Source organism: Streptomyces sp. SLBN-8D4, assembly GCF_049739545.1.
Lineage (GTDB): Bacteria > Actinomycetota > Actinomycetes > Streptomycetales > Streptomycetaceae > Streptomyces > Streptomyces canus_C.
On the sequence record NZ_JBMGQC010000001.1, the window covers coordinates 514,726 to 534,857 of the forward strand.

General features: G+C 71.6%; 17 protein-coding genes and 2 pseudogenes. 14 read left to right on the forward strand and 5 right to left on the reverse strand.

Annotated elements, in window-relative coordinates:
* Positions 1 to 12: 12 nt before the first annotated feature.
* Positions 13 to 564, forward strand: coding sequence for a TetR/AcrR family transcriptional regulator (locus RKD20_RS02300; RefSeq protein ID WP_424876132.1), 552 nt, complete (start codon positions 13 to 15; stop codon positions 562 to 564).
* A gap of 229 nt (positions 565 to 793) precedes the next feature.
* On the opposite strand, the gene RKD20_RS02305 is transcribed toward RKD20_RS02300, so the two are convergent.
* On the reverse strand, positions 794 to 1,390 hold the full coding sequence (locus RKD20_RS02305; RefSeq protein WP_424876133.1) for a TetR/AcrR family transcriptional regulator: 597 nt from the start codon (positions 1,388 to 1,390) through the stop codon (positions 794 to 796).
* Between the two features lie 130 nt (positions 1,391 to 1,520).
* Here RKD20_RS02305 and RKD20_RS02310 point away from each other — a divergent pair, with 130 nt between their 5' ends.
* Together RKD20_RS02310 and RKD20_RS02315 are read left to right on the forward strand one after the other, a co-directional pair.
* A complete protein-coding gene (locus RKD20_RS02310; RefSeq protein WP_424876134.1) occupies positions 1,521 to 2,438 on the forward strand; it encodes an NAD(P)-dependent oxidoreductase in 918 nt (305 codons plus the stop codon).
* Positions 2,435 to 2,668: a hypothetical protein gene (locus tag RKD20_RS02315; RefSeq protein WP_424876135.1), complete on the forward strand. Its 234-nt coding sequence runs from the start codon at positions 2,435 to 2,437 to the stop codon at positions 2,666 to 2,668. The genes RKD20_RS02310 and RKD20_RS02315 overlap by 4 nt, the downstream gene beginning before the upstream one ends.
* A gap of 26 nt (positions 2,669 to 2,694) precedes the next feature.
* Here RKD20_RS02315 and RKD20_RS02320 read toward each other — a convergent pair.
* Positions 2,695 to 3,336 (reverse strand): annotated as a pseudogene (locus RKD20_RS02320) (potassium-transporting ATPase subunit B); the annotation flags it as partial.
* Positions 3,333 to 3,863 (reverse strand): annotated as a pseudogene (locus RKD20_RS02325) (potassium-transporting ATPase subunit KdpA); the annotation flags it as partial. The pseudogenes RKD20_RS02325 and RKD20_RS02320, both read right to left, overlap by 4 nt.
* A gap of 412 nt (positions 3,864 to 4,275) precedes the next feature.
* On the opposite strand from RKD20_RS02325, the gene RKD20_RS02330 reads away from it, so the two are divergent.
* The 3 genes from RKD20_RS02330 to RKD20_RS02340 all read left to right on the forward strand — a co-directional run bounded on the left by RKD20_RS02330 (position 4,276) and on the right by RKD20_RS02340 (position 8,839).
* Entirely contained in the window at positions 4,276 to 4,896 is a 621-nt protein-coding gene (locus tag RKD20_RS02330) for an SRPBCC family protein (protein WP_424876136.1), read from the forward strand.
* A gap of 63 nt (positions 4,897 to 4,959) precedes the next feature.
* The gene (locus tag RKD20_RS02335) at positions 4,960 to 7,272 is read left to right on the forward strand and encodes an FdhF/YdeP family oxidoreductase (protein WP_424876137.1); all 2,313 of its coding nucleotides are present in this window, start codon (positions 4,960 to 4,962) and stop codon (positions 7,270 to 7,272) included.
* Positions 7,273 to 7,744: 472 nt separating this feature from the next.
* Positions 7,745 to 8,839 (forward strand): hypothetical protein, encoded by a 1,095-nt coding sequence (locus RKD20_RS02340; RefSeq protein WP_424876138.1) that lies wholly within the window; start codon positions 7,745 to 7,747, stop codon positions 8,837 to 8,839.
* A gap of 169 nt (positions 8,840 to 9,008) precedes the next feature.
* On the opposite strand, the gene RKD20_RS02345 is transcribed toward RKD20_RS02340, so the two are convergent.
* On the reverse strand, positions 9,009 to 9,443 hold the full coding sequence (locus RKD20_RS02345; protein ID WP_424876139.1) for a MarR family winged helix-turn-helix transcriptional regulator: 435 nt from the start codon (positions 9,441 to 9,443) through the stop codon (positions 9,009 to 9,011).
* Between the two features lie 184 nt (positions 9,444 to 9,627).
* On the opposite strand from RKD20_RS02345, the gene RKD20_RS02350 reads away from it, so the two are divergent.
* From RKD20_RS02350 to RKD20_RS02380, 7 genes are all read left to right on the forward strand, one after another.
* The gene (locus RKD20_RS02350) at positions 9,628 to 10,800 is read left to right on the forward strand and encodes a PP2C family protein-serine/threonine phosphatase (protein ID WP_424876140.1); all 1,173 of its coding nucleotides are present in this window, start codon (positions 9,628 to 9,630) and stop codon (positions 10,798 to 10,800) included.
* A 132-nt stretch (positions 10,801 to 10,932) separates the two neighbouring features.
* Positions 10,933 to 11,829 (forward strand): STAS domain-containing protein, encoded by an 897-nt coding sequence (locus RKD20_RS02355; RefSeq protein ID WP_424876141.1) that lies wholly within the window; start codon positions 10,933 to 10,935, stop codon positions 11,827 to 11,829.
* A complete protein-coding gene (locus tag RKD20_RS02360) occupies positions 11,826 to 12,251 on the forward strand; it encodes an STAS domain-containing protein (protein WP_424876142.1) in 426 nt (141 codons plus the stop codon). Before RKD20_RS02355 ends, RKD20_RS02360 begins: the two co-directional genes overlap by 4 nt.
* Positions 12,251 to 12,694 carry an anti-sigma regulatory factor gene (locus tag RKD20_RS02365; RefSeq protein WP_424876143.1) on the forward strand — a complete coding sequence of 148 codons (444 nt, stop codon included), beginning with the start codon at positions 12,251 to 12,253 and terminating at the stop codon, positions 12,692 to 12,694. The genes RKD20_RS02360 and RKD20_RS02365 overlap by 1 nt, the downstream gene beginning before the upstream one ends.
* Positions 12,691 to 13,776, forward strand: coding sequence for a SpoIIE family protein phosphatase (locus RKD20_RS02370; protein WP_424876144.1), 1,086 nt, complete (start codon positions 12,691 to 12,693; stop codon positions 13,774 to 13,776). The genes RKD20_RS02365 and RKD20_RS02370 overlap by 4 nt, the downstream gene beginning before the upstream one ends.
* On the forward strand, positions 13,760 to 15,571 hold the full coding sequence (locus RKD20_RS02375) for a PP2C family protein-serine/threonine phosphatase (RefSeq protein WP_424876145.1): 1,812 nt from the start codon (positions 13,760 to 13,762) through the stop codon (positions 15,569 to 15,571). Before RKD20_RS02370 ends, RKD20_RS02375 begins: the two co-directional genes overlap by 17 nt.
* On the forward strand, positions 15,549 to 16,736 hold the full coding sequence (locus RKD20_RS02380; protein WP_424876146.1) for a PP2C family protein-serine/threonine phosphatase: 1,188 nt from the start codon (positions 15,549 to 15,551) through the stop codon (positions 16,734 to 16,736). The genes RKD20_RS02375 and RKD20_RS02380 overlap by 23 nt, the downstream gene beginning before the upstream one ends.
* Positions 16,737 to 16,744: 8 nt before the next feature.
* Here RKD20_RS02380 and RKD20_RS02385 read toward each other — a convergent pair whose 3' ends face one another.
* On the reverse strand, positions 16,745 to 17,248 hold the full coding sequence (locus RKD20_RS02385; protein WP_424876147.1) for a MarR family winged helix-turn-helix transcriptional regulator: 504 nt from the start codon (positions 17,246 to 17,248) through the stop codon (positions 16,745 to 16,747).
* A 256-nt stretch (positions 17,249 to 17,504) separates the two neighbouring features.
* Between RKD20_RS02385 and rph the strand changes: the two genes are divergently transcribed.
* Positions 17,505 to 20,102: a rifamycin-inactivating phosphotransferase gene (gene rph, locus RKD20_RS02390; protein ID WP_424883124.1), complete on the forward strand. Its 2,598-nt coding sequence runs from the start codon at positions 17,505 to 17,507 to the stop codon at positions 20,100 to 20,102.
* Positions 20,103 to 20,132: the final 30 nt, after the last annotated feature.

Below are 20,132 nucleotides of genomic sequence, written 5' to 3' on the forward strand. Positions count from 1 at the left end.
CAAGGGGAGCAGATGCGGGCCGACGCCAGGAAGAACCACGACCACCTCCTCGCCGTCGCGGGCGCCGTCATCACCGAGCAGGGCGTCGACGCATCGCTGCGCGACATCGCACGCAGGGCCGGGGTGGGACTCGCCACGCTGATCCGCCACTTCCCCACCCGCGAGGCACTGCTCGAAGCCCTGCTCCGCACGAGCTTCGACGAACTGGCGGTGAAGGCGGCAGCCCTCGAAACGTCGAGGGCGCCCGACGACGCGCTGGCGTCGTGGCTGCGCGATTTCGTCGCCTGCGCGCACAACTACCGCGGTGTCGTGGACCTGATGGTCACGGCCATCGAGGACCCGCGGTCCGCGCTGCACGCCTCGTGCGTCGCGATGCGCGCCGCCGGCACCCAACTCCTCACCCGCGCCCAGGCGCACGGCCTGGCACGCACCGACATCGACGGCACCGACCTGTTCGCGCTGGCCGGTTCGCTGGCATGGCTCAGCGATCAGCCCTCCCTCGCCGCACGCACCGATCACCTCTTCGACGTGGTCGTGAGCGCCATCCTGAGACCCGGCGAGTAAGGACGACAGGCAACGGCGTCCCCGGCCCTCCGGCCCCGGCCGAGACCGAGGCTCTTCGAGGCCGCACGATACGGTGCCCGTCATGACTGAACTGGGCTCCGCGGCCTGGCCAGTCGACCCGATCAGAACCTGGGCGTACGGGCCCGGGCGCGCCGCCGCCGGCTGAGGCCCTCGGCGCCACCGGCTCCGGCACCGTGAGGCCGCTCGCGGTCCGCCGCGGCAGAACCGGTCAGCCCTCCCGACACACCGCCGCGTCGAGGAAGGGGCCGAGTTCACCTGCCACGGTCGTCAGCGGTCGTACGTCCCGCTCCGCCCGGGCCATGAGGATCGCCCCTTCCAGGGCGCTCACCATGAGGGTGGCCAGCGCGCTCGCGCGTTCCCCGGGCACGCCCATGCCGGTCAGCGCGCGGGCCACCGGACCGGTCCAGGTCGCGAAGGCCTCCGCCGCGGCCGCCCGCGTGGACGCGGTCGACTCCGCCCAGTCCACCGTGGCGGCGGCCACCGGGCAGCCACCGGCGAAGCCGGAGCTCTCGTACTCGTCGGTCCACTGGCGCACCATCTCGGCGAACAGCCCGCTCGGTGTCGGCTCGGGCAGGGCCGCGAGGAAACGCGCCACGCGCTTGCCCGCGTACCGGCCCGCCCACTCCACCGCCTCGTTGACCAGTTGCTCCTTGCCGTCGGGGAAGTAGTGCTGGAGTGAACCGCGCGGCGCGCCGGCGTGGGCGGCCACCTCGCGCATGCCGGTAGCTGCGACGCCCTCGCGCCGGATGAGCTGGGCAGCGCTGAAGACCATCCGCTCCCGGGCTCCCCTCTCGGACACCGCCATCGCCGACCTCCGCGTCCGGGTTCGTACGGGTTCACTCTATGACCGTCGTCATAGACACGCCTACTATGACCGCTGTCATAGTGTGCGGCAGCGGCTCGGCTTCGGCGTGAGCCGGAGAAGGCGGTGCCTCGTGTACGTGGGATTCATCGGCCTCGGAACCATGGGCCGGCCCATGGCCCTCAACCTCGCCCGGTCCGGGACCCCGCTCGTCGTGTGGAACCGCACTCCCGGCCGGTGCGAGGCCCTGCGCGCCGCCGGAGCCGAGGTCACCGCGCGCCCTGCCGAGGTCTTCGACCGGGCCGGAACCGTGATCCTCATGCTGGCCGACGAGGCTGCCGTGGACGCCGTCCTGGGGCGCGGCACCCCGGACTTCGCCGATCTCGTGGCCGGACGGACCGTCGTCCACATGGGCACGACCTCGGCCGAGTACTCGGCCGGTCTGCAGGATGCCGTCCGGGCGGCGGGCGGACGGTATGTCGAGGCTCCCGTCTCCGGCTCCCGCATCCCGGCCGAGCGGGCCGAACTGGTGGGCATGACGGCGGGTGACGACGACGCCGTCGCCGCCGTGCGCCCTCTGCTGGCCGCCATGTGCCGGGAGACGTTCGACTGCGGTGCGGTCCCCGGAGCGCTGCTGATGAAGTTCTCGGTGAACCTGTTCCTGATCACCCTCGTCACCGGGCTGGCCGAGGCGTTCCACTTCGCCGACCGGCACGGACTCGACCAGCGCCTGCTGCGGGACGTCCTGGACGCGGGCCCGATGGCCAGTGCCGTCTCGCGGGTGAAGGGCCCCAAGCTGCTGGCCCGCGACTTCACCGTGCAGGCCGCCGCCACCAACGTCCTGGAGAACAACCGTCTGATCGCCGAGGCCGCCCGCAAGGCCGGCCTGGCCTCCCCGCTCCTCGACGCCTGCCACGCCCTGTACGGCGAGGCCGTCGAACAGGGCCACGGCGCCGAGGACATGGTGGCCGTCCTGCACGCGCTGGAAGCCCGCACCGACGGCACCCCCGCCTCCGTCCGACGGTCGGAGGACCACGCGAAACGGCCATGAGCCGACGAACGGGGGCCAGGGCACCGCTGATGAACTGCCGAGTCAAGGTCCCGTACGCGCCCTGCGTCGCGGACCTCAAGGCGCAGAACGCCGCCGACACCGGCAGCACCTCACCGGCCCTGCCGATCACCCTCGCCGCCGGCCTGGCCACCGCTGTTGCCACGACCACGGTGTTCGTCCTGCGCCGCCGCAGGACACGGCGCGACGCGCTGAGCATCGCTCAGGTGTGACCCGACTCCAGGTGCGGCCCTGACGCGACGACGATCCGGTCGGAGAGGACCTTCGTCCCGCCGGTCACGGCACTTCGGTCGCCGCCCGACTCGCGGATGACGGGTGCCGCCTCACCGGTGATCGCCGACTCGTCGACCGACGCGACGCCCTCGACGACGTCACCGTCGCCGGGAACGACGTCGCCGGCCTCGCAGACCACCAGGTCCCCGATCCTCAACTCGGTGCCGGGGACCTGCTCTTCGACGGACCCGTCGAGTCGTCGGGCGATCGTGTCGCTCTTGGCCTTGCGCAGGGTGTCGGCCTGCGCCTTCCCGCGCCCCTCGGCGACCGCCTCCGCGAGGTTGGCGAAGACGACCGTCAGCCACAGCCAGGCGCTGATGGTCCAGCCGAACCGGTCGCCGGGGTCCTTGAAGGAGAAGACGGTGGTCAGGACGGAACCGATCCACACCACGAACATCACGGGCGACTTGACCAGCACCCGCGGATCGAGCTTGCGGAGGGCGTCCGGCAGCGACTTCAGCAGCTGCCCGGGGTCGAGGAGGCCGCCGCCGACTCGCTTCTCGGGGGACGGGTGCCGGGTGGGTGCGTCGCTGTGCGGCGCCCGGGTCGCAGTGGTGGGGGACATCTCTTCGCTTTCGTCACGCGGGACCTTTGTGCGTGTGGTCATGACGCCAGCCCCTCGGCCAGCGGGCCCAACGCGAGGGCCGGGAAGTACGTGAGACCGGTGATGATGAGGATCGCGCCCGCCAACAGCCCGGTGAACATCGGCTTTTCGGTGCGCAGGGTGCCCGCTGTCACCGGCACCGGCTGCTGCTCCGCGAGCGGGCCGGCCAGCGCCGGCACGAACACCATGGGCAGGAAGCGGCCGAGGACCATGGCCAGGCCCAGGGTGGTGTTGAACCAGTGGGTGTCCGCGTTCAGTCCGGCGAAGGCCGAGCCGTTGTTGTTGGCGGCCGAAGGGTAGGCGTAGAGGATCTCGGAGAACCCGTGCGCCCCGCTGTTGGCCATCGAGTGGGCGGGGGTGGGCAGCGCCATCGCCGCAGCGGTGAAGACGAGCGCCAGCGCCGGGGTGACGAGGATGTGGCAGGCGGCGAGCTTGATCTCGCGGGTGCCGACCTTCCTGCCCAGGTACTCGGGTGTACGTCCGACCATGAGACCGGCGATGAACACCGCGATGATCGCCATGACCAGCATCCGCTTTGACGGGTCTCTTACGCCCGCGGCGTTGAGTGCCTGGTGACCGAGGTGACACGGGAGACCGCCCACGGCGAGAGCGGCCGCCCCGCGCAGCGCTCCGCGTCGACGGCGAGACCCTGCGCCTCGCCCCTTACGGCACCAGCGGGGCCCCTGCAACCTCACACCACCGGGGACGCCCGGACGGTCCAGCGGCACAGCCGTGCCAGGCCGGACACCAAGGCCGACCCGTCGCAGGACGGCTCTGCGACCCGTGCGGGTACTCGGGGATCCCGCGGCCGGGACCGCGCGGGAAGCCGATCGAGCGGGGACGCGTCGAAAACCGCGATGGGGGAACCGGGAGAGAAGCCCGACGCACGAAGGGGGCCGTGGGGCGCGACGCCCCGGCACCCGCACCGGAGGAGAGGCCACGATGGCGCGTGAACACGACTCCCGGCAGGCCGTCCCGAACACTCCGGGGATGCGGCCCGACAGTGACGGCGTCACGCGCCGTCGGCCGCTGCGGCGGTGGCACGTCGAGGAGACGGTCGAGGTCGCGGTGCCGGTGCGGACGGCGTACAACCAGTGGACGCAGTTCAAGACCTTCCCCCGGTTCTCCGGCGTGGTGCACGGCGTGGAGCAGGTCAGGCCCACCGTGACCGCCTGGACCATCGGCTACGGGCCGCTCCGGCGTCGCTTCGCCGTGGAGATCGTGGAGCAGGACCCGGACGCCTACCTGGCCTGGCGCGCCCTGGAGCAGCGCCCCTCCCACCAGGGCGAGGTGGAGTTCAGGCCGACGGACTCGGGCGGCACCGCCATCACCGTCCGGATGCTCCTGGAGCCACGCGGAGTCGCGAAACGGCTCACCGGGTCGTCCAAGGTCACGCAGGTGACCACCCGGCTGGTGCGCCGCGAACTCCAGAACTTCAAGCAGTTCATCGAGGGGTTGGGCCAGGAGGGCGGGGCCTGGCGCGGCACCATCCGCAACGGCCGGGTACAGCACGACCACCCGGAACCGCCGAGGAGCCGGGTGGCCCAGTGGCCCGTCGGCTGACCCGCGTACCGGACGCGGCAGGACACCGCGGCGAGCGAGCCGCGGCAAGAGAAAGGCGATGCGATGCAGAACCCGCCCCGTGAGGAGCCGGAGACCACCCTCTCCGTGACACCGCCGAAGAAGTGGGCGGCCGGAGTCCCCGCGGTCGTGCACGCGCTGGAGTACTCCCTGGAGCAGACGTCCCCGCGCAGGACCGGCGTGGACCTGCTGGCCATGAACCAGGTGGGCGGGATCGACTGTCCGGGCTGCGCCTGGGCGGATCCGGCCCCGGGGCAGCGCCACCGCAACGAGTACTGCGAGAACGGCGCCAAGCACATCAACGACGAGGCCACCAAGCGCCGGATCACCGCCGACTTCTTCCGCCGGCACAGCGTCTCCGACCTCGCCGGGCGCTCCGACATGTGGCTCAACCAGCAGGGCCGGCTCACCGAGCCGATGATCAAGCGGCAGGGCTCCGACCACTACGAGCCCATCGGCTGGAACGACGCCCTGGACGTGCTCGCCGGGGAACTGACCTCGCTCTCCTCCCCCGACGAGGCCGTCTTCTACACCTCGGGGCGGGCCAGCAACGAGGCCGCCTTCCTCCTCCAGCTCTTCGCCCGCGCCTACGGCACCAACAACCTGCCCGACTGCAGCAACATGTGCCACGAGTCCAGCGGCTTCGCCCTGAGCGAGACACTCGGCACCGGCAAGGGCACCGTCACCCTCGACGACCTCCACCATGCCGAACTGATCTTCCTGGTCGGACAGAACCCCGGCACCAACCATCCGCGCCAGCTCTCCGCCCTGGAGGAGGCCAAGCGCAACGGCGCCCGCATCGTGGCGGTCAACCCGCTGCCCGAGGCGGGGCTGCGGCGCTTCAAGAACCCGCAGAAAGCACGCGGGGTCGTGGGCCGCGGCACCCAGATCGCCGACCGCTTCCTGCACATCAAGCCCGGGGGTGACCTCGCCCTCTTCCAGGCCCTCAACCGTCTGCTGCTGGAAGCCGAGGACGCCCGGCCCGGCACCGTTCTGGACCACGACTTCATCGACGCTCACACCGCCGGCTTCGAGGAGTTCGCCCAGCACGCGCGCACCGTCGACTGGGACGACGTGCGGGCGGCGACCGGACTGACCCGCGAGGAGATCGAGAAGGTCCGCGACGAGGTCCTGCGCAGTGAACGCGTCGTCGTCTGCTGGGCGATGGGCATCACCCAGCACAAGCACGGTGTGCCCACCATCCGGGAGATCGTCAACTTCATGATGCTGCGCGGCAACCTGGGGCGGGCCGGCACCGGCGTCTGCCCGGTGCGCGGGCACAGCAACGTCCAGGGCGACCGCACCATGGGCATCTGGGAGCAGATGCCGGACTCGTTCCTCGACGCGCTGCAGGAGGAGTTCGGCTTCGACCCGCCGCGCCCGCACGGGCTCGACTCGGTGAACGCGATCAAGGCGATGCGCGAGGGCCGCGTCAAGGTGTTCCTCGCCCTGGCCGGCAACTTCGTGCGTGCCGCTCCCGACAGCGAGGTCACCGAGGAGGCGATGCGTTCCTGCCGGCTGACCGCCCACATCTCCACCAAGCTGAACCGGTCGCACACCGTGTGCGGTGACACGGCGCTGATCCTGCCGACGCTCGGCCGCACCGAACGGGACGTCCAGGCCGACGGCGAGCAGTTCGTCACGGTGGAGAACTCGATGAGCGAGGTGCACACGTCCCAGGGGCGCCTCGAACCGGCTTCGCACCTGCTGCTCAGCGAAGTCGCGATCCTGTGCCGGCTCGCCCGCCGCACCCTGGGCGGCAAGCCGGACATCCCCTGGGACCGGTTCGAGGGGGACTACGGCACGATCCGTGACCGCATCTCCCGTATCGTGCCGGGATTCCACGACTTCAACGCGCGGGTGACGCGACCCGGTGGTTTCCAGCTGCCCAACCCGGTCAACGAGGGCGTCTTCAACACGTCGGTCGGCAAGGCGCTGTTCACCCGCAACGAGCGGGTGGTCCCGAAGGCGCCCGAGGGTCATCTGCTGTTGCAGACCCTGCGTTCGCACGACCAGTGGAACACCATCCCCTACTCGCTCGACGACCGCTACCGCGGCATCCACGGCAGCCGCCACGTCGTGCTCGTCAACCCGGCCGACCTCCCCGGGCTCGGCCTCGCCCAGGGCGACCAGGTCGACCTCGTGAGCGTCTGGGCGGACGGCACCGAGCGCCGCGCCCGGAACTTCGAGGTCGTCCCCTATCCCGCCGCGCAGGGCTCCGCCGCCGCCTATTATCCCGAGACCAACGTCCTGGTGCCGCTGGACAGCGTCGCCGACATCAGCAATCAGCCCACGTCGAAGGGCATCGTCGTCCGCCTGGAGCCGACTTCGGACCGGGCGACCCGCACCTCCGCGTGAGAAGGTCGCGGTGAAGGACGGACGGCGTCGGGTCTGCACGTCCGCCGGGCGGGTGAACCCGTAGGCGCGCTCGACCTTGGCCACGTGCGGCAAGAAGGACGCGTGCCAGTGCTCGCGTCCCCGCTCACGGGCCAGGGTGTGCTCCGCGTGATCCCGCCGGGCGGCGATCGAGTCCTCGTCCCTCCAGTACGACACCGTGACCCTCAGGCCGTTCGCGCCACGAGCGGCATCGACACCGAGGAATCCGGGCTGGTCGGCGGCGAGTCGGTACAACCGCTCGTCCGTCTCGCCGTAGCCGTTGTCACCCGGGTGTCCGCACGGCGGTGAACACCACGACGTAGTGGGGCGGGGCGGGCGCAGGATCGGTCACGGAGGCCCTCCAGGGACGGCACCGGCAGCAACGCGGCAAACGATCTCGTGCCGCCGGCTCACCTCACAACCCGCCGGCCCGCCCGACGCACCCTGTTCCCAAGTGCCACGATCGGCCGGATGCCGTCCGGACCGGGTACGCCCCCAGGCCGCGCTCAACGAGGCCGTGGCGTTCGGCCCGGACCGGGCGTGGGCGGTGGGCGCCGACGCCGTCGGTCGCGAGGCGCCGGGCTTCCCACTGGTGCTGCGCTGGGACGGAACCGAGTGGCACGACCAGAGCCTGCCCGGGGTCGGCTGGCAGGGTGAACTGCTGTCCGTCGCCGCGACCTCACCCACCGCGGTCTGGGCGGTGGGCCGCGACGCGGCGGGCGGCACCCGGCTGCTCCGCTTCGACGGCACCGCGTGGTCCGAGAGCCGGCCGCCGTCCGGTGCGGCGCTGACCCAGGTCGTCGCCGGAGGCGGTGAGACCTGGCTGATCGGGTCGCGGGACGGCGCCCAGGTACTGCTGCGCCGGGACGGGAACCGCTGGCAGAACGTGCCCGTGCCGCCCGGATCGGTGTACGGCCTGCACATCAGGGCCGCCGACGGCGTCTGGGCCGCGGGCGCCACCGACTCGGGTGCGGCCGTCTCCCACTGGAACGGGCAGGCGTGGCAGCAGACGATCGTGGACGGCTCCCCGCGGTCCGCCGTGGGCAGTGTGCTGGCGGTCTCCCCGACCGAGGTGTGGGCGGGCGGCACGGCCGGGTTCGTCGGCGGCGGTCCCCCGGGGAGGCCGATCCCCCCGCTGCTGGTCCGCTTCGACGGACAGACATGGAGCCGGGTGACCGTGCCCGCCGACTTCGGCTCGGTCAGCTCGCTCGCCGCCTCCCCGTCGGGCGGGCTGGCCTGGGTCTCGGTGGCCCGGTCGCAGAAGTGGGGCCCGCCGGGCAGCACCCCGCCCCTCGTCCCCGGGCCGGACTTCCTCGCCTGGAACGGGCAGTCGTTCACCGAGTACAGCGAACCGGCGGTGGCCGGAGAGGGAGACTCCAGGACATCCTGCGCTTCGGTTGAGCAGCGGAAAAATCACAGCGGGAATCAAGGCGGAAATCCATTCCCTCTTCCCCGGATGACTCCGCGCATGCGCAGCGTCCCCCGATCGAGAGACATACGGCACACCCCCCGAACAACTCGGCGCGACGGGGTAACCGAGTTCAGGTAAGGGCGTCAGACGCACTGTTGCCGTTTGACAACAAAAGCCGGCAAGCAACACAGTAACCGTGTCGGACGTATGGGGAAGGATCTGGAATGTTCCGGTGGGCGGAGACCACTCCGTGTGCTGGTCACGCGTGTCGAGAGGTGACGAAGACGCCGACAATCCGATCGGCGCGTCAGGCCGTCCGACTGCCGGAGCCCGCCGCGTCGCCGTGCGTCTGCGCCGCCGCGGTGGCACAGAAGGCCTCCAGCCCTTCCAGCAGCGCGACCCGCTTGGCGGCAGGCATGTCCGCCAGCACGGTCCGCAGCTCCCTCTCCCTGCGGGCGCGCAGGTCGACGAGGAACGCGCGGCCCCGGCCACTGAGGTGCAGCCGCACCTCACGTCTGTTCTCCTCGCACACGACCCGCTCGACGAACCCGGCCGCCACCAGCCGGTCGCACAGCCGACTGGTGGACGGCGGAGTCGAGGCCAGGGACTCGGCGAGGGTGCGCAGGTTGATGCCGTCGTGGTGCTCAAGGACGTGCAGCACCCGAAGCTGCGACGCGGAGGTGGGCGTGGTCGAGGCCCGGCCCCACACGACCTCCAGCAGCTCGACGGCCGTGGTGGTCACGCGGGCGACCTCATCAGGCTCTGAGCGGCGGCGGAAGGCAGTCACGATCACACTCTCGCAGGCACTGGGATGCCTGTCAGCGTACTAGGCGCCCGCTGACCACACAGAACCGGAACGGTCGCACCGAGCGGCCCAGTGAGTGAGACCCGTACGTCGTCCGGCGAAGGACAGGTGTTTTTCCCTCATGAAGAGATTTCTGGCCGCTGAACGCGCCCTGCGCACAGCGGCCCCCCACGAGTTGCTCGACGCCATCCGCGCCGTACTGATCGAGCAGTACGGCGCGGAGGACGTCGAGCTGTTCATGGCCGACTACAGCCTGCGCGTGCTCCAGCCGGTGTCGGTGCTGCCGCACACGCTGGAGCCGGTGCCGGTGCACAGCAGCCCGGCCGGCCGGGCCTTCGGTTCGCAGAAGCCGTACCAGGAGGAGGGGCCCGACGGGCGACCCCGTCTGCACCTGCCGGTCAGCGTGCGCGGCGACCGGCTCGGCGTGCTGACCGTGACCCTGCCCGACGGCGACACCACGCGACGGTGGGAGGCCGAACTGGCCGACGTCGCCGGCGTACTGGGGCACGAGCTGATCGTGGCGGAACGCGACACCGACCTGTACCTCCAGGCACGGCGCAAGGACCGGCTGACCCTGGCCGCCGAGATGCAGTGGCAACTGCTGCCCGGCCGCGCCTGCTCCCGCCCGGAGTACGAGCTGGGGGCCCAGCTGGAGCCGGCCTACGCGATCTTCGGCGACAACTTCGACTGGTCCGCGACCGCCGACCACCTGATGCTGTACGTCACCAACGGCATGGGCGAGGGCATAGAGGCGTCGCTGCTGACGAACCTGGCCATCAACGCGCTGCGCAACGCACGGCGCGCCGGGCTGTCCCTCGCCGACCAGGCGGCCCTGGCCGACCAGGCCGTCTACGCCCACTACCGTGGGCACCGCTACTTGTCCGTCCTGATGTTCGACTTCGATCTGGCCACCGGCCGGGCGAGCGTCGTGGACGCCGGCTCTCCCCAGCTGCTGCGGCTGCGCGGCGGCACCGTGGAACGTGTCGACTTCGACGCCCAGCTTCCGCTGGGGATGTTCGAGGAGACCGACTACATCGCGCAGGACTTCCAGGCCGAGCCCGGCGACCGGCTCATCTTCGTCAGTGACGGAGTCCATGCCGTGGCCTCGCCCAGGGGCGAAGCGTACGGGGAGGCGGATCTCGCCCGGGCCATCCACTCCACGCGCCTGCTGCCCGCCGCGGAGGTGCCGCGCGCCATCCTGCGGGAGCTGACCGGGCACCGCGGGGAGGCGATGCCGGACGACGACGCACTGATCGTATGTCTGGACTGGCACGGCAGGACACCGTCGGCCTGATCGCGCGCCTGCCCGGCGGCGGGGAGGGCATGTTGTCCGCCGTACCCGCACACGTTAACGTTTGCCATGCGGCAATAATTGCCACATGGCCTGACCGCTCGGCGAGCCGAAGGCCTCACAGACAGGGAGACGATGCAGGTGGCGGAGCACGACACGGCCCCCGACACAGCGAAGGAGCTGGGCGCCTTCCTGGAGCGGCGCCGTGAGCAGATCGCCCAGCGCTGGGCGGACGCCGCCCTGTTCCGCACCGTCTTCACCGTCTCCCGGGACGAGGCGGTCGAGGCGGGCAAGTCCGTCGTGGACGCCCTCGCCGACGTGGCCCGCTCCGGACGGCTGGAGGATGTCGACGCCCCGGGCTTCGGCACCGTGCGGGACCAGCTCGGCCGGATGGCCGCGGCCCGGGCCCGGGCCGGGTACACGCCCGTGCAGATCGCCGGCGAGGTCGCGGATCTGCGCGAGCCGGTGACCGCGCTGCTGCGGACCGAGTTCCAGGACGCCGACGCCGTTCGGGCGAACGCGTACGCGCAGGCGCTGGCGGTCCTGACGGCCACGCTCCGCCTGGTGATCATGGAGACGACGGTGAGCGCGGGCGAGGAACTCATCGCCCGCCAGCGTCAACAGCTGCTGGAGGTGGCCACGCCGGTCATCAAGCTGTGGGACGGCGTGGTCGCCGTACCTCTGATAGGGACGCTGGACAGCGCCCGCAGCCAGGTCGTGATGGAGAGCCTGCTGGAGGCCATCGTGGACCAGCGGGCCGCGTACGCGATCCTCGACATCACCGGTGTGCCGACGGTGGACTCGCTCGTGGCCCAGCATCTGATGAAGACGGTCGCCGCGGCCCGGCTGATGGGCGCGGAGTGCATCGTCTCCGGCATCCGTCCCGCCATCGCGCAGACCATCGTCCACCTCGGCATCGATCTCGGATCGATCATCACGCGGGCCGGTCTCGCCGACGCGTTGGCGTACGCGCTCACCCAGCAGGGCATCGTCGTCTCCCCGCGCCCGGCGGCGGGAGCGAGCCCGCGGTGACCGGCTTCGTCGCCACGCACTCCGGCCCGGGTCCGGTGCCGGTACTGGCGCTGGGAGACGTCCTGCTGGTCACCCTGCAGGGCGAGCTGCACGACGCCGCGGCCGAACAGCTCCAGCAGGACATCTCCCAGCGGATCGCCTCCAGCGCCACGCTGGTGAACGGTGTCGTGATCGACATCTCCGGCGTGGAGATCGTCGACTCCTTCCTCGGCCGCGTCCTGGCCGAGATCGCCGCGAGCTCGCGCCTGCTGGCCGCGCGGACCGTCCTGGCCGGCATGCGTCCGGCCGTGGCCATCACCCTCGTCGAGATGGGGCTCACCCTGCCCGGCCTGGGGACGGCACTGAACGTCGAGAGGGCCCTGTCCTTGCTGGGCCGCGCACCCTCGGCTGCTCCGACCGCACACCTGGAAGAGGGTGCGTGATGCATGCCCCCAGCGCCTCGACCACGCGCCTGCCCATCGGCTCGGACGCCGACCTGGCCTGGGTGCGCCAACAGGTGCGCCAGGTCGCTGCCGAACTCGGCTTCAACCTGGTCCAGCAGACGAAGTTGGTGACCGCGGCCAGCGAACTGGCGCGCAACGCCCTGGTCCACGGCGGCGGCGGACACATGGAGATGACGGTGCTGACGGAAGGCGCCCACCACGGACTGCGGCTGTCCTTCGTCGACGCGGGCCCCGGCATCCGGGACGTCGAACTCGCCATGACCGACGGTTACACCACCGGAAACGGCCTGGGCATGGGGCTGAGCGGAGCCAAGCGGCTCGTCAGGGAGTTCGCTCTCGACACCCGCCCCGGCCAGGGCACCACCGTCACCGTCACCGACTGGGTCTCCGGACTGCCCGCGCCCCGCACAGGTGCGCCTTGAGCAGGGTGTGGGACATCCCGGTCCAGGACAGCACCCGCGTACGGGACGTACGGGTCGCCGCCGAGGCCGCCTGCGCCCGGGCGGGGCTGGACGCACATGCCACAGCCGTCGCGGCGCTGGTGGCCACGGAGTTGGGCACCAACCTCGTCAAGCACGCCGGGGGCGGCCGTGTCCTCGTCAACCTGGCCGCCCGCTCCGACACGTTCGCCGAGGACGTGCCCTGTGTGCAGATCACCTCGATCGACCACGGACCGGGAATCGACAACGTCCCCGCGGCGATGCGGGACGGTCACACGACCGCCTCCTCCTCCCTCGGTGCGGGCCTGGGCACCTGCCGGCGCATCGCCGGCGAGTTCGACCTGCACAGCAGACCGGGTCAGGGCACCGTCGCGGTGGCACGCATCACCCCGGCGAGAGCGCCGGCCGGACCGCACCCACGGGAGGGGCGTCCGGGTACCGGCACCCGGGCCGGGGGCATCACCACCTCCCTCGCCCATGCCGAGCACTCGGGAGACGCCTTCACCTGGGTGCGCTCCGGTCCACGCGTCACGCTGATGCTGGTGGACGGGCTCGGCCACGGGGACAAGGCAGCCGACGCGTCCACGGCCGCCGTCGGAGAACTGCGCCGGTGCGCCGAGCTGCCGCCGGCCGAGATCCTGCGGCGGCTGCACACCGCACTGCGGGCCACGCGCGGCGCGGCCGTCGGCGTCGCCCAGCTCGACGAGGACACCGAACAGCTGTCGTTCGCCGGCGTAGGCAACATCGGCGCCAGGCTGCGCATCGGCGGCGTGTGGCAGCCCCTGATCTCCCATCCGGGCATCGTCGGCGCCCACTTCCCCGCCACCGTGCCCCTGCGCGAGAATACGTGGACGACAGACAGTCTCCTCGTCCTGCACAGCGACGGACTACCGAGCCGCTGGGTGCCCCCCGTGGACCCCCTGCTCGGCGCCCACGACCCCGCCGTGGTGGCCGCGGTCGTCCTCAGGGACGCCGGCAGCGCCGCCCGGCCCCCGCGCGACGACGCCAGTGTGGCCGTACTGGCCCCTGAACCTCGGACGGACCCGCATGACCGCACCCCCTGACGTCTGGAAGATCGCGTCGGTCGCCGACGCCGCCCGGGCCCGTGCCGCCGTCGACCGCATCGCCACGGACGGCGAGGCGCCGACGCTGGAACGGGTCCGCTTCCTGACGGCGCTGACGGCACGACTGCGCCACTGCCTCAGCCGCGGCGGTGACTGGGAACTCCGGCTCCACGTCCGGCGGTTCGCCATCGGGCAGTCCGCCTGTCTCGAGGCGTCGTTGAGCCCGGCCGGCGATCGCGAGCCGGACCCGCGGGACGAAACGTCCTCACTCACCTGCCCCCTGCCGCACCGGCCCGCCCGGAAGAGTGGCCGGGCCGCCACCTCGCTGTCGCAGGCCCTGCTGGCCGCGGACGAGAACACCGCGGCGGTGCTGAGCCTCCTCGACGAGCAGGAAGACCTGGTCCGGCTGCACCGGGAGGAACTGCACCACACCAACCAGGGCGTTCTGGCACTGCACGCCGACCTGGAGACCGCGGCCCGCGCCCAGCGCGAGCTCCTCGAAGCCGAGCGGACCGCACGCGCCGCGACGGAACGGGCCCGGCGCCTGCTGACCTTTCTCGGTGACGCCAGCGCCGCCATCACGTCCTCCCTCAGCCATACGGCCATCCTGCGCCGCCTCTCCGACATGCTGGTGCCGGAGTACGCGGAGCGCCTCGACGTCTGGCTCTTCGACGAGGAGGAGTACGAGGACCACGACGACGAGCCCGCGCACCGCGTCCGCGAGCACTCGGCGGCCGCCGTGGCCGCCGCCCGCACGGGCCGCCCCCAGCACGCCGCCGCCCACCCCGGCGCCCTTCCCGGCGTCGACGACCTCCCGCCCTCCGCCCTGTCCCCCGAGCGGCCGCTGCTGGCCATCCCCCTCGTCGCACAGCGCCTGCTGGGCGTCCTCACCCTCACCGCGCCGGGCCCCCGCTTCGACAAGGACACCTCCGTGATGCTGGTCGAGCTGGCCCGCCGCGTCGGCGTCGCCCTGGACCACGCCCACCGCTACCAGCAGTCCCGCAACACCGCCGAAGCCCTGCAGCGCGCCCAGCTCACCGACCTGCCCACTCCGCCGGGCCTGCTGCTGGCCGCGCGCTACCTTCCCGCCACCTGGGGCATGAACATCGGCGGCGACTGGTACGACGCCTTCCTCCAGCCCGACGGCAGCGTGCTGGCCGTCATAGGGGATGTCACCGGCCACGGGCTGCACGCCGCCGTCGTGATGGGCCAGTTGCGCACGGCCCTGCGCGCCTACGCGGTCGAGAACGCCACGCCCGGCGAGATCCTCACGCGGCTGCACCGCATGCTCGGCCACCTCCAGCCGGACCTGTACGCCACCGCGCTGATCGCCCGCTTCCGGCCGGGCGAGCCGGAGGTGCTGTGGGCCTCGGCCGGCCACCCGCCCGCCGTCGTGCGCGGCGTCGACGGCACCGTACGGGTCCTGGGCGCCAAGCCCGGCGTGATGCTGGGCATCCCGCTGCCCTACGTGTACAAGGATCACCGGGCCGACCTGTCCCCCGGCTCATCGCTGGTGCTCTACACCGACGGCCTCGTCGAACGCCGGGGGCAGGGCATCGACCCCGGCATCGGGCGTCTGGCCCGCGCCCTGGAGGCGTTGAACACCCTGGAACTGGAACAGAACCTGGACGCGGCCGCCGACGCCCTGCTCAAGCCCCTCCTGTACGACTCCGAACGGGACGACGACGTCTGCCTGCTGCTGTGCCACACCATGACCGAATCGCCTGACAGTTCGCCAGCTCGCGGTAGCGTGAAGAGCTCAAGGCGAGAGGGTGGATTTCGTGAAAGCCTCTGAACCGCAGCCGTCCGCGGAGACCCAACTCCGCGCGGCCGCGCCGCACGCGCTGGTCGCCACCGCCCGCCGTCTGCTCGCCGACCGGGTGGGTGCCCAGGAGGTGACACTCCTCCTCGCCGACTACGGCCTGGACGTCCTGCAGCCGGTGACGCACCTGCCGCACACCGGCCCCCCGGTCTCCGCCAAGGAAGGGCCCGCGGGCAGCGCCTTCCTCACCCAGAAGCCGGTGCTCGAGGTCCTTCACGACCCGGCCGGCAACCTGGCCCATCTGCCCATCACCGTGCGCGGCGACCGTCTCGGCGTCCTGTCCGTCCAGCTGCCCGCAGGGGCCGTCGACCCGCACACCGTGCTCCAGCTCGGCGACTTCGCCACGACACTCGGCCACGAGGTCACCACCGCCGGCCGCGACACCGACCTCTACCTCCAGGCCCGCCGCACCCGTCGGCTGACCCTCGCCGCCGAGATGCAGTGGCAGCTCCTGCCCGGCCGGGGCTGCGCCCGCGAGGAGTACGTCATCGGCGCCCACCTCGAACCCGCCTACTCCATCGGCGGCGACACCTTCGACTGGTCCACCGGCGCCGACCACCTGTTCCTCACCATCACCGACGGAATGGGACAGGGCATCGACGCCTCCCTGCTCGCCGGCCTCACGACCGGCGCCCTGCGCAACGCCCGCCGCGCCGACATAGGCCTCGCCGACCAGGCGTGCCTCGCCGACCAGGCCGTCTACGCCCAGTACGGGGGCAAGGCGTACGCCTCCACCCTCCTGCTGCGCTTCGAGCTGGCCACGGGCCTCGTGCAGGCCGTCGACGCGGGTTCCCCCCAACTGTTCCGGCAGCGCGGCGGCCGTACCGAGCGGATCGAGCTGGAGGCGCAGCTGCCGCTCGGCATGTTCGAGGAGACCCTCTACACGGAGCAGACCTTCCAGGTCGAACCCGGCGACCGGCTCATCGCGGTCAGCAGCGGTGTCCACGGCACCCGCTCCGCGACGGGCGATCTCTTCGGCGAGCGGGTCCTGCGCCAGGTCCTCGGCGCCACTCGTTCGACGGCGCCGCACGAGACGGCACGCGCGGTCGTCGCCGGGCTGATCGAGCACTTCGGCAGCAAGGAACTGCTGTCCGACGCCGCCGTGGTCTGCCTCGACTGGAACGGCCGCCAGGGCTGACCGTCCGCTCATCGACCGTGGTCGTCGGTCTCCTTGCCGGTGTCGCTCAGAGCGGTCAGAAAGGCCCGGAGCCCCCCGCTCAGCGCCGCCCGCTCGCCGGGTGCCATGCCCGCGAGGACCGCGGCGAGCGCCTGCGACCTGCGCGCGTCCACCTCGTCCAGCACATGCCGGCCGCGCCCGGTGAGAACGAGCTGCACCTCACGCCGCCGGTGCGGGTGCAGCAGACGCTCCAGCAGGCCGGCCGCTTCCAGCCGGTCGCACAGCCTGCTGGCGGTCGGCGGCCCGATCTCCATGTTCTCCGCCAGGGTGGTGAGGTTGAGCCCCGGCTCCGACTCCAGGATCCGCAGGGCTCTCAGTTGGTGCGGCGACAGCCTCAGGCTCGCTCCCTGGGCGGCCACCGACCACAGGTTCGCGAGACCGTCCACGGCGTCGGCGACCTCCAGCGCGACGGAGAGTGGGTCGTCACCCGGTCCGCTCGACTGGTCGTCCCCCGAGCCACTGAGACGAGTCACACACCCATCGCTTTCAGTAATCGCTTCGCCATACAGATACCACCCTCATTCAAACGCGGTACCCGATGAGGCGGCGACCAAGCACCCGGCGGCTCCGGAGGACGGCAAAAGCAAAAGGCAAGGAGAGAACTCTCCTTGCCTCTCTTCAAGTTATAGCGCGGAGGGGGGCTTGCGGCAAGCCCCCGGTCAGGGCGCAGAATCGTCGGCCGAGGCCACAACCTGCGGAAATGGGGGAACGACGTTGTCGTTGAACAACGTGACCGAGCAGTACGTGCTGGACCTGCGGGAGATCGACGAGAGTCAGATCGCCGTCGTCGGCGGCAAGGGGGCGCACCTGGGGAGCCTGGCCCGGATCGGGGGCATCCGCGTACCGGCGGGCTTCTGCGTGACGACGGACGCCTACCGGCGGGTCGTGGAGCAGTCACCGTCGCTCGACGCACAGCTGGACCGGCTGTCGCGCGTGAGCCCGGACGACCAGGAGGCGATCCGCACGCTGAGCGCGGAGATCCGCCGGACCGTCGAGGGCATCGCCGTCCCGGACGATCTGGCGGGCGCGATCACCCGTGCGCTCGCCCGGTCCGGCGAGCGGACCGCTTACGCCGTCCGGTCCAGCGCGACGGCCGAGGACCTGCCGACGGCCTCGTTCGCCGGCCAGCAGGACACCTACCTGAACGTCGTCGGTACGGAGGCGATCCTGCAGCACGTCAGCCGGTGCTGGGCGTCACTGTTCACGGAACGAGCCGTGACCTACCGCCGGCGCCACGGCATCGACGACCGTACGGTCCGTATGGCCGTCGTGGTGCAGCAGATGGTCTTCCCGCACGCGTCCGGCATCCTGTTCACGGCCGACCCCGTCTCTGGCGACCGGACGGTCGCCACCGTGGACGCCGGCTTCGGCCTCGGCGAGGCCCTGGTCTCAGGGCTGGTGAACCCGGACGTCTTCAAGGTGCGCCGCGGTGAGGTCGTCGCCAGGACGATCTCCGCCAAGCAGCGTGAGATTCACGCACTGCCGGCCGGCGGCACGCGGGAGGTGTCGATCGACTCTCAGCGGCAGGAGCAGCCGGCGCTGACGGATGCGCAGGCGGTCCGGCTCGTGGAGCTCGGGCGACGGATCGAGGCGCACTTCGGCCGCCCGCAGGACATCGAATGGTGCCTGGTCGACGACGGCTTCCACATCGTGCAGAGCCGGCCGATCACGACGCTGTTCCCCGTCCCCGAGAGCGCCGACCAGGAGAACCACGTCTACGTCTCCGTCGGACATCAGCAGATGATGACCGACCCCATGAGGCCCCTGGGCCTGTCCATGTGGCAGCACACGGCCATGGCGCGGATGCAGGAGGCCGGCGGAAGGCTGTTCGTCGACGTCACCCAGCGGCTGGCCTCGCCCGCGAGCCGGGCCGCCCTGCTGGACCTCATGGGCAGGGGCGATCCGTTGGTCAGGGACGCGCTGGAGACCGTCCTCGACCGCGAGGACTTCGTCCCGTCGCTCCCGGACGCTCCTCCCGCCGGGCCGCGCGCGGGCGCGGCCTCCGAACCGGTCGAGACCGACCCGGCGGTCGTCACCGGGCTGATCGAGCGCAGCCAGGCTTCCCTCGCCGCCCTGCGGCGCGACGTCCGGACGAAGACCGGGCCGGAGTTGTTCGACTTCCTGCCGACGGCCTTCGAGGAGCACAAACGAGTCCTCACCGATCCGCTGAACTTCAAGGCCATCATGGCGGGCATGGAGGCCACGTGGTGGCTCAACGACAAGCTGGGGGAGTGGCTCGGCGAGAAGAACGCGGCTGACACGCTCACGCTGTCCGCCCCCGGCAACATCACCTCGGAGATGGGACTCGCGCTGCTCGACGTAGCCGACGTGATCCGCCCGCATCCGGAGGTGATCGGGCTCCTGGAGGGCGTCGAGGACGACGGCTTCCTCGACGAGCTGGCGAAGCTCCCGGGCGGCACCGAGGCACGCGACGCCATCGAGGCCTACCTCGACCGGTACGGCATGCGCTGCGTCGGCGAGATCGACATCACCAGGCCGCGGTGGAGCGAGCGCCCCGGCACGCTCGTTCCCGTGATCCTCGACAACGTCCGGAACTTCGAACCGGGCGCGGCCCGGCGGCGCTTCGAGCAGGGGCTCGAGCAGGCGCGGAAGAAGGAACAGGACGTGCTGTCCCGCCTGCGGGCCCTGCCGGACGGAGAGCGCAAGGCCGACGAGGCCAAGGGCATGATCGACCGGGTCCGCACCTTCATCGGATACCGGGAGTACCCGAAGTACGACATCGTCAGCCGCTACTTCGTCTACAAGCAGGCCCTGATGGCGGAGGCCGAGCGCCTCGCGCAGGCGGGCGTGCTCGCCGACAAGGAGGACGTCTTCTACCTCACCCTCGAGGAGTTCCAGGACGTCGTGCGCTCGCAACAAGTCGACGACCGGCTCGTCCGGCAGCGCAAGGGCGCGTTCCGCTCGTACCAGGCGCTCACCCCGCCCCGGGTCCTCACCTCGGACGGCGAGGCTCTGACGGGGGCGTACCGGCGCGACGACGTACCGGACGGCGCCCTGGTCGGCCTGCCGGTCTCCACCGGGACCGTCGAGGGACGGGCCCGCGTCATCCTCGACATGGCGGACGCCGATCTCGAAGCGGGCGACATCCTGGTCACGACCTTCACGGACCCCAGCTGGTCGCCGCTGTTCGTCGCCGTCGCGGGTCTGGTGACGGAGGTGGGCGGCCTGATGACCCACGGTGCGGTGATCGCCCGGGAGTACGGTCTGCCGGCCGTGGTGGGCGTGGAGCAGGCCACCCGGCGGATCCGGGACGGACAGCGGATCCGCGTGCACGGCACCGACGGGTACATCGAGATCCTGTCCTGACCGTCCGGGAGGGAGCCGAATCCCGGCTCC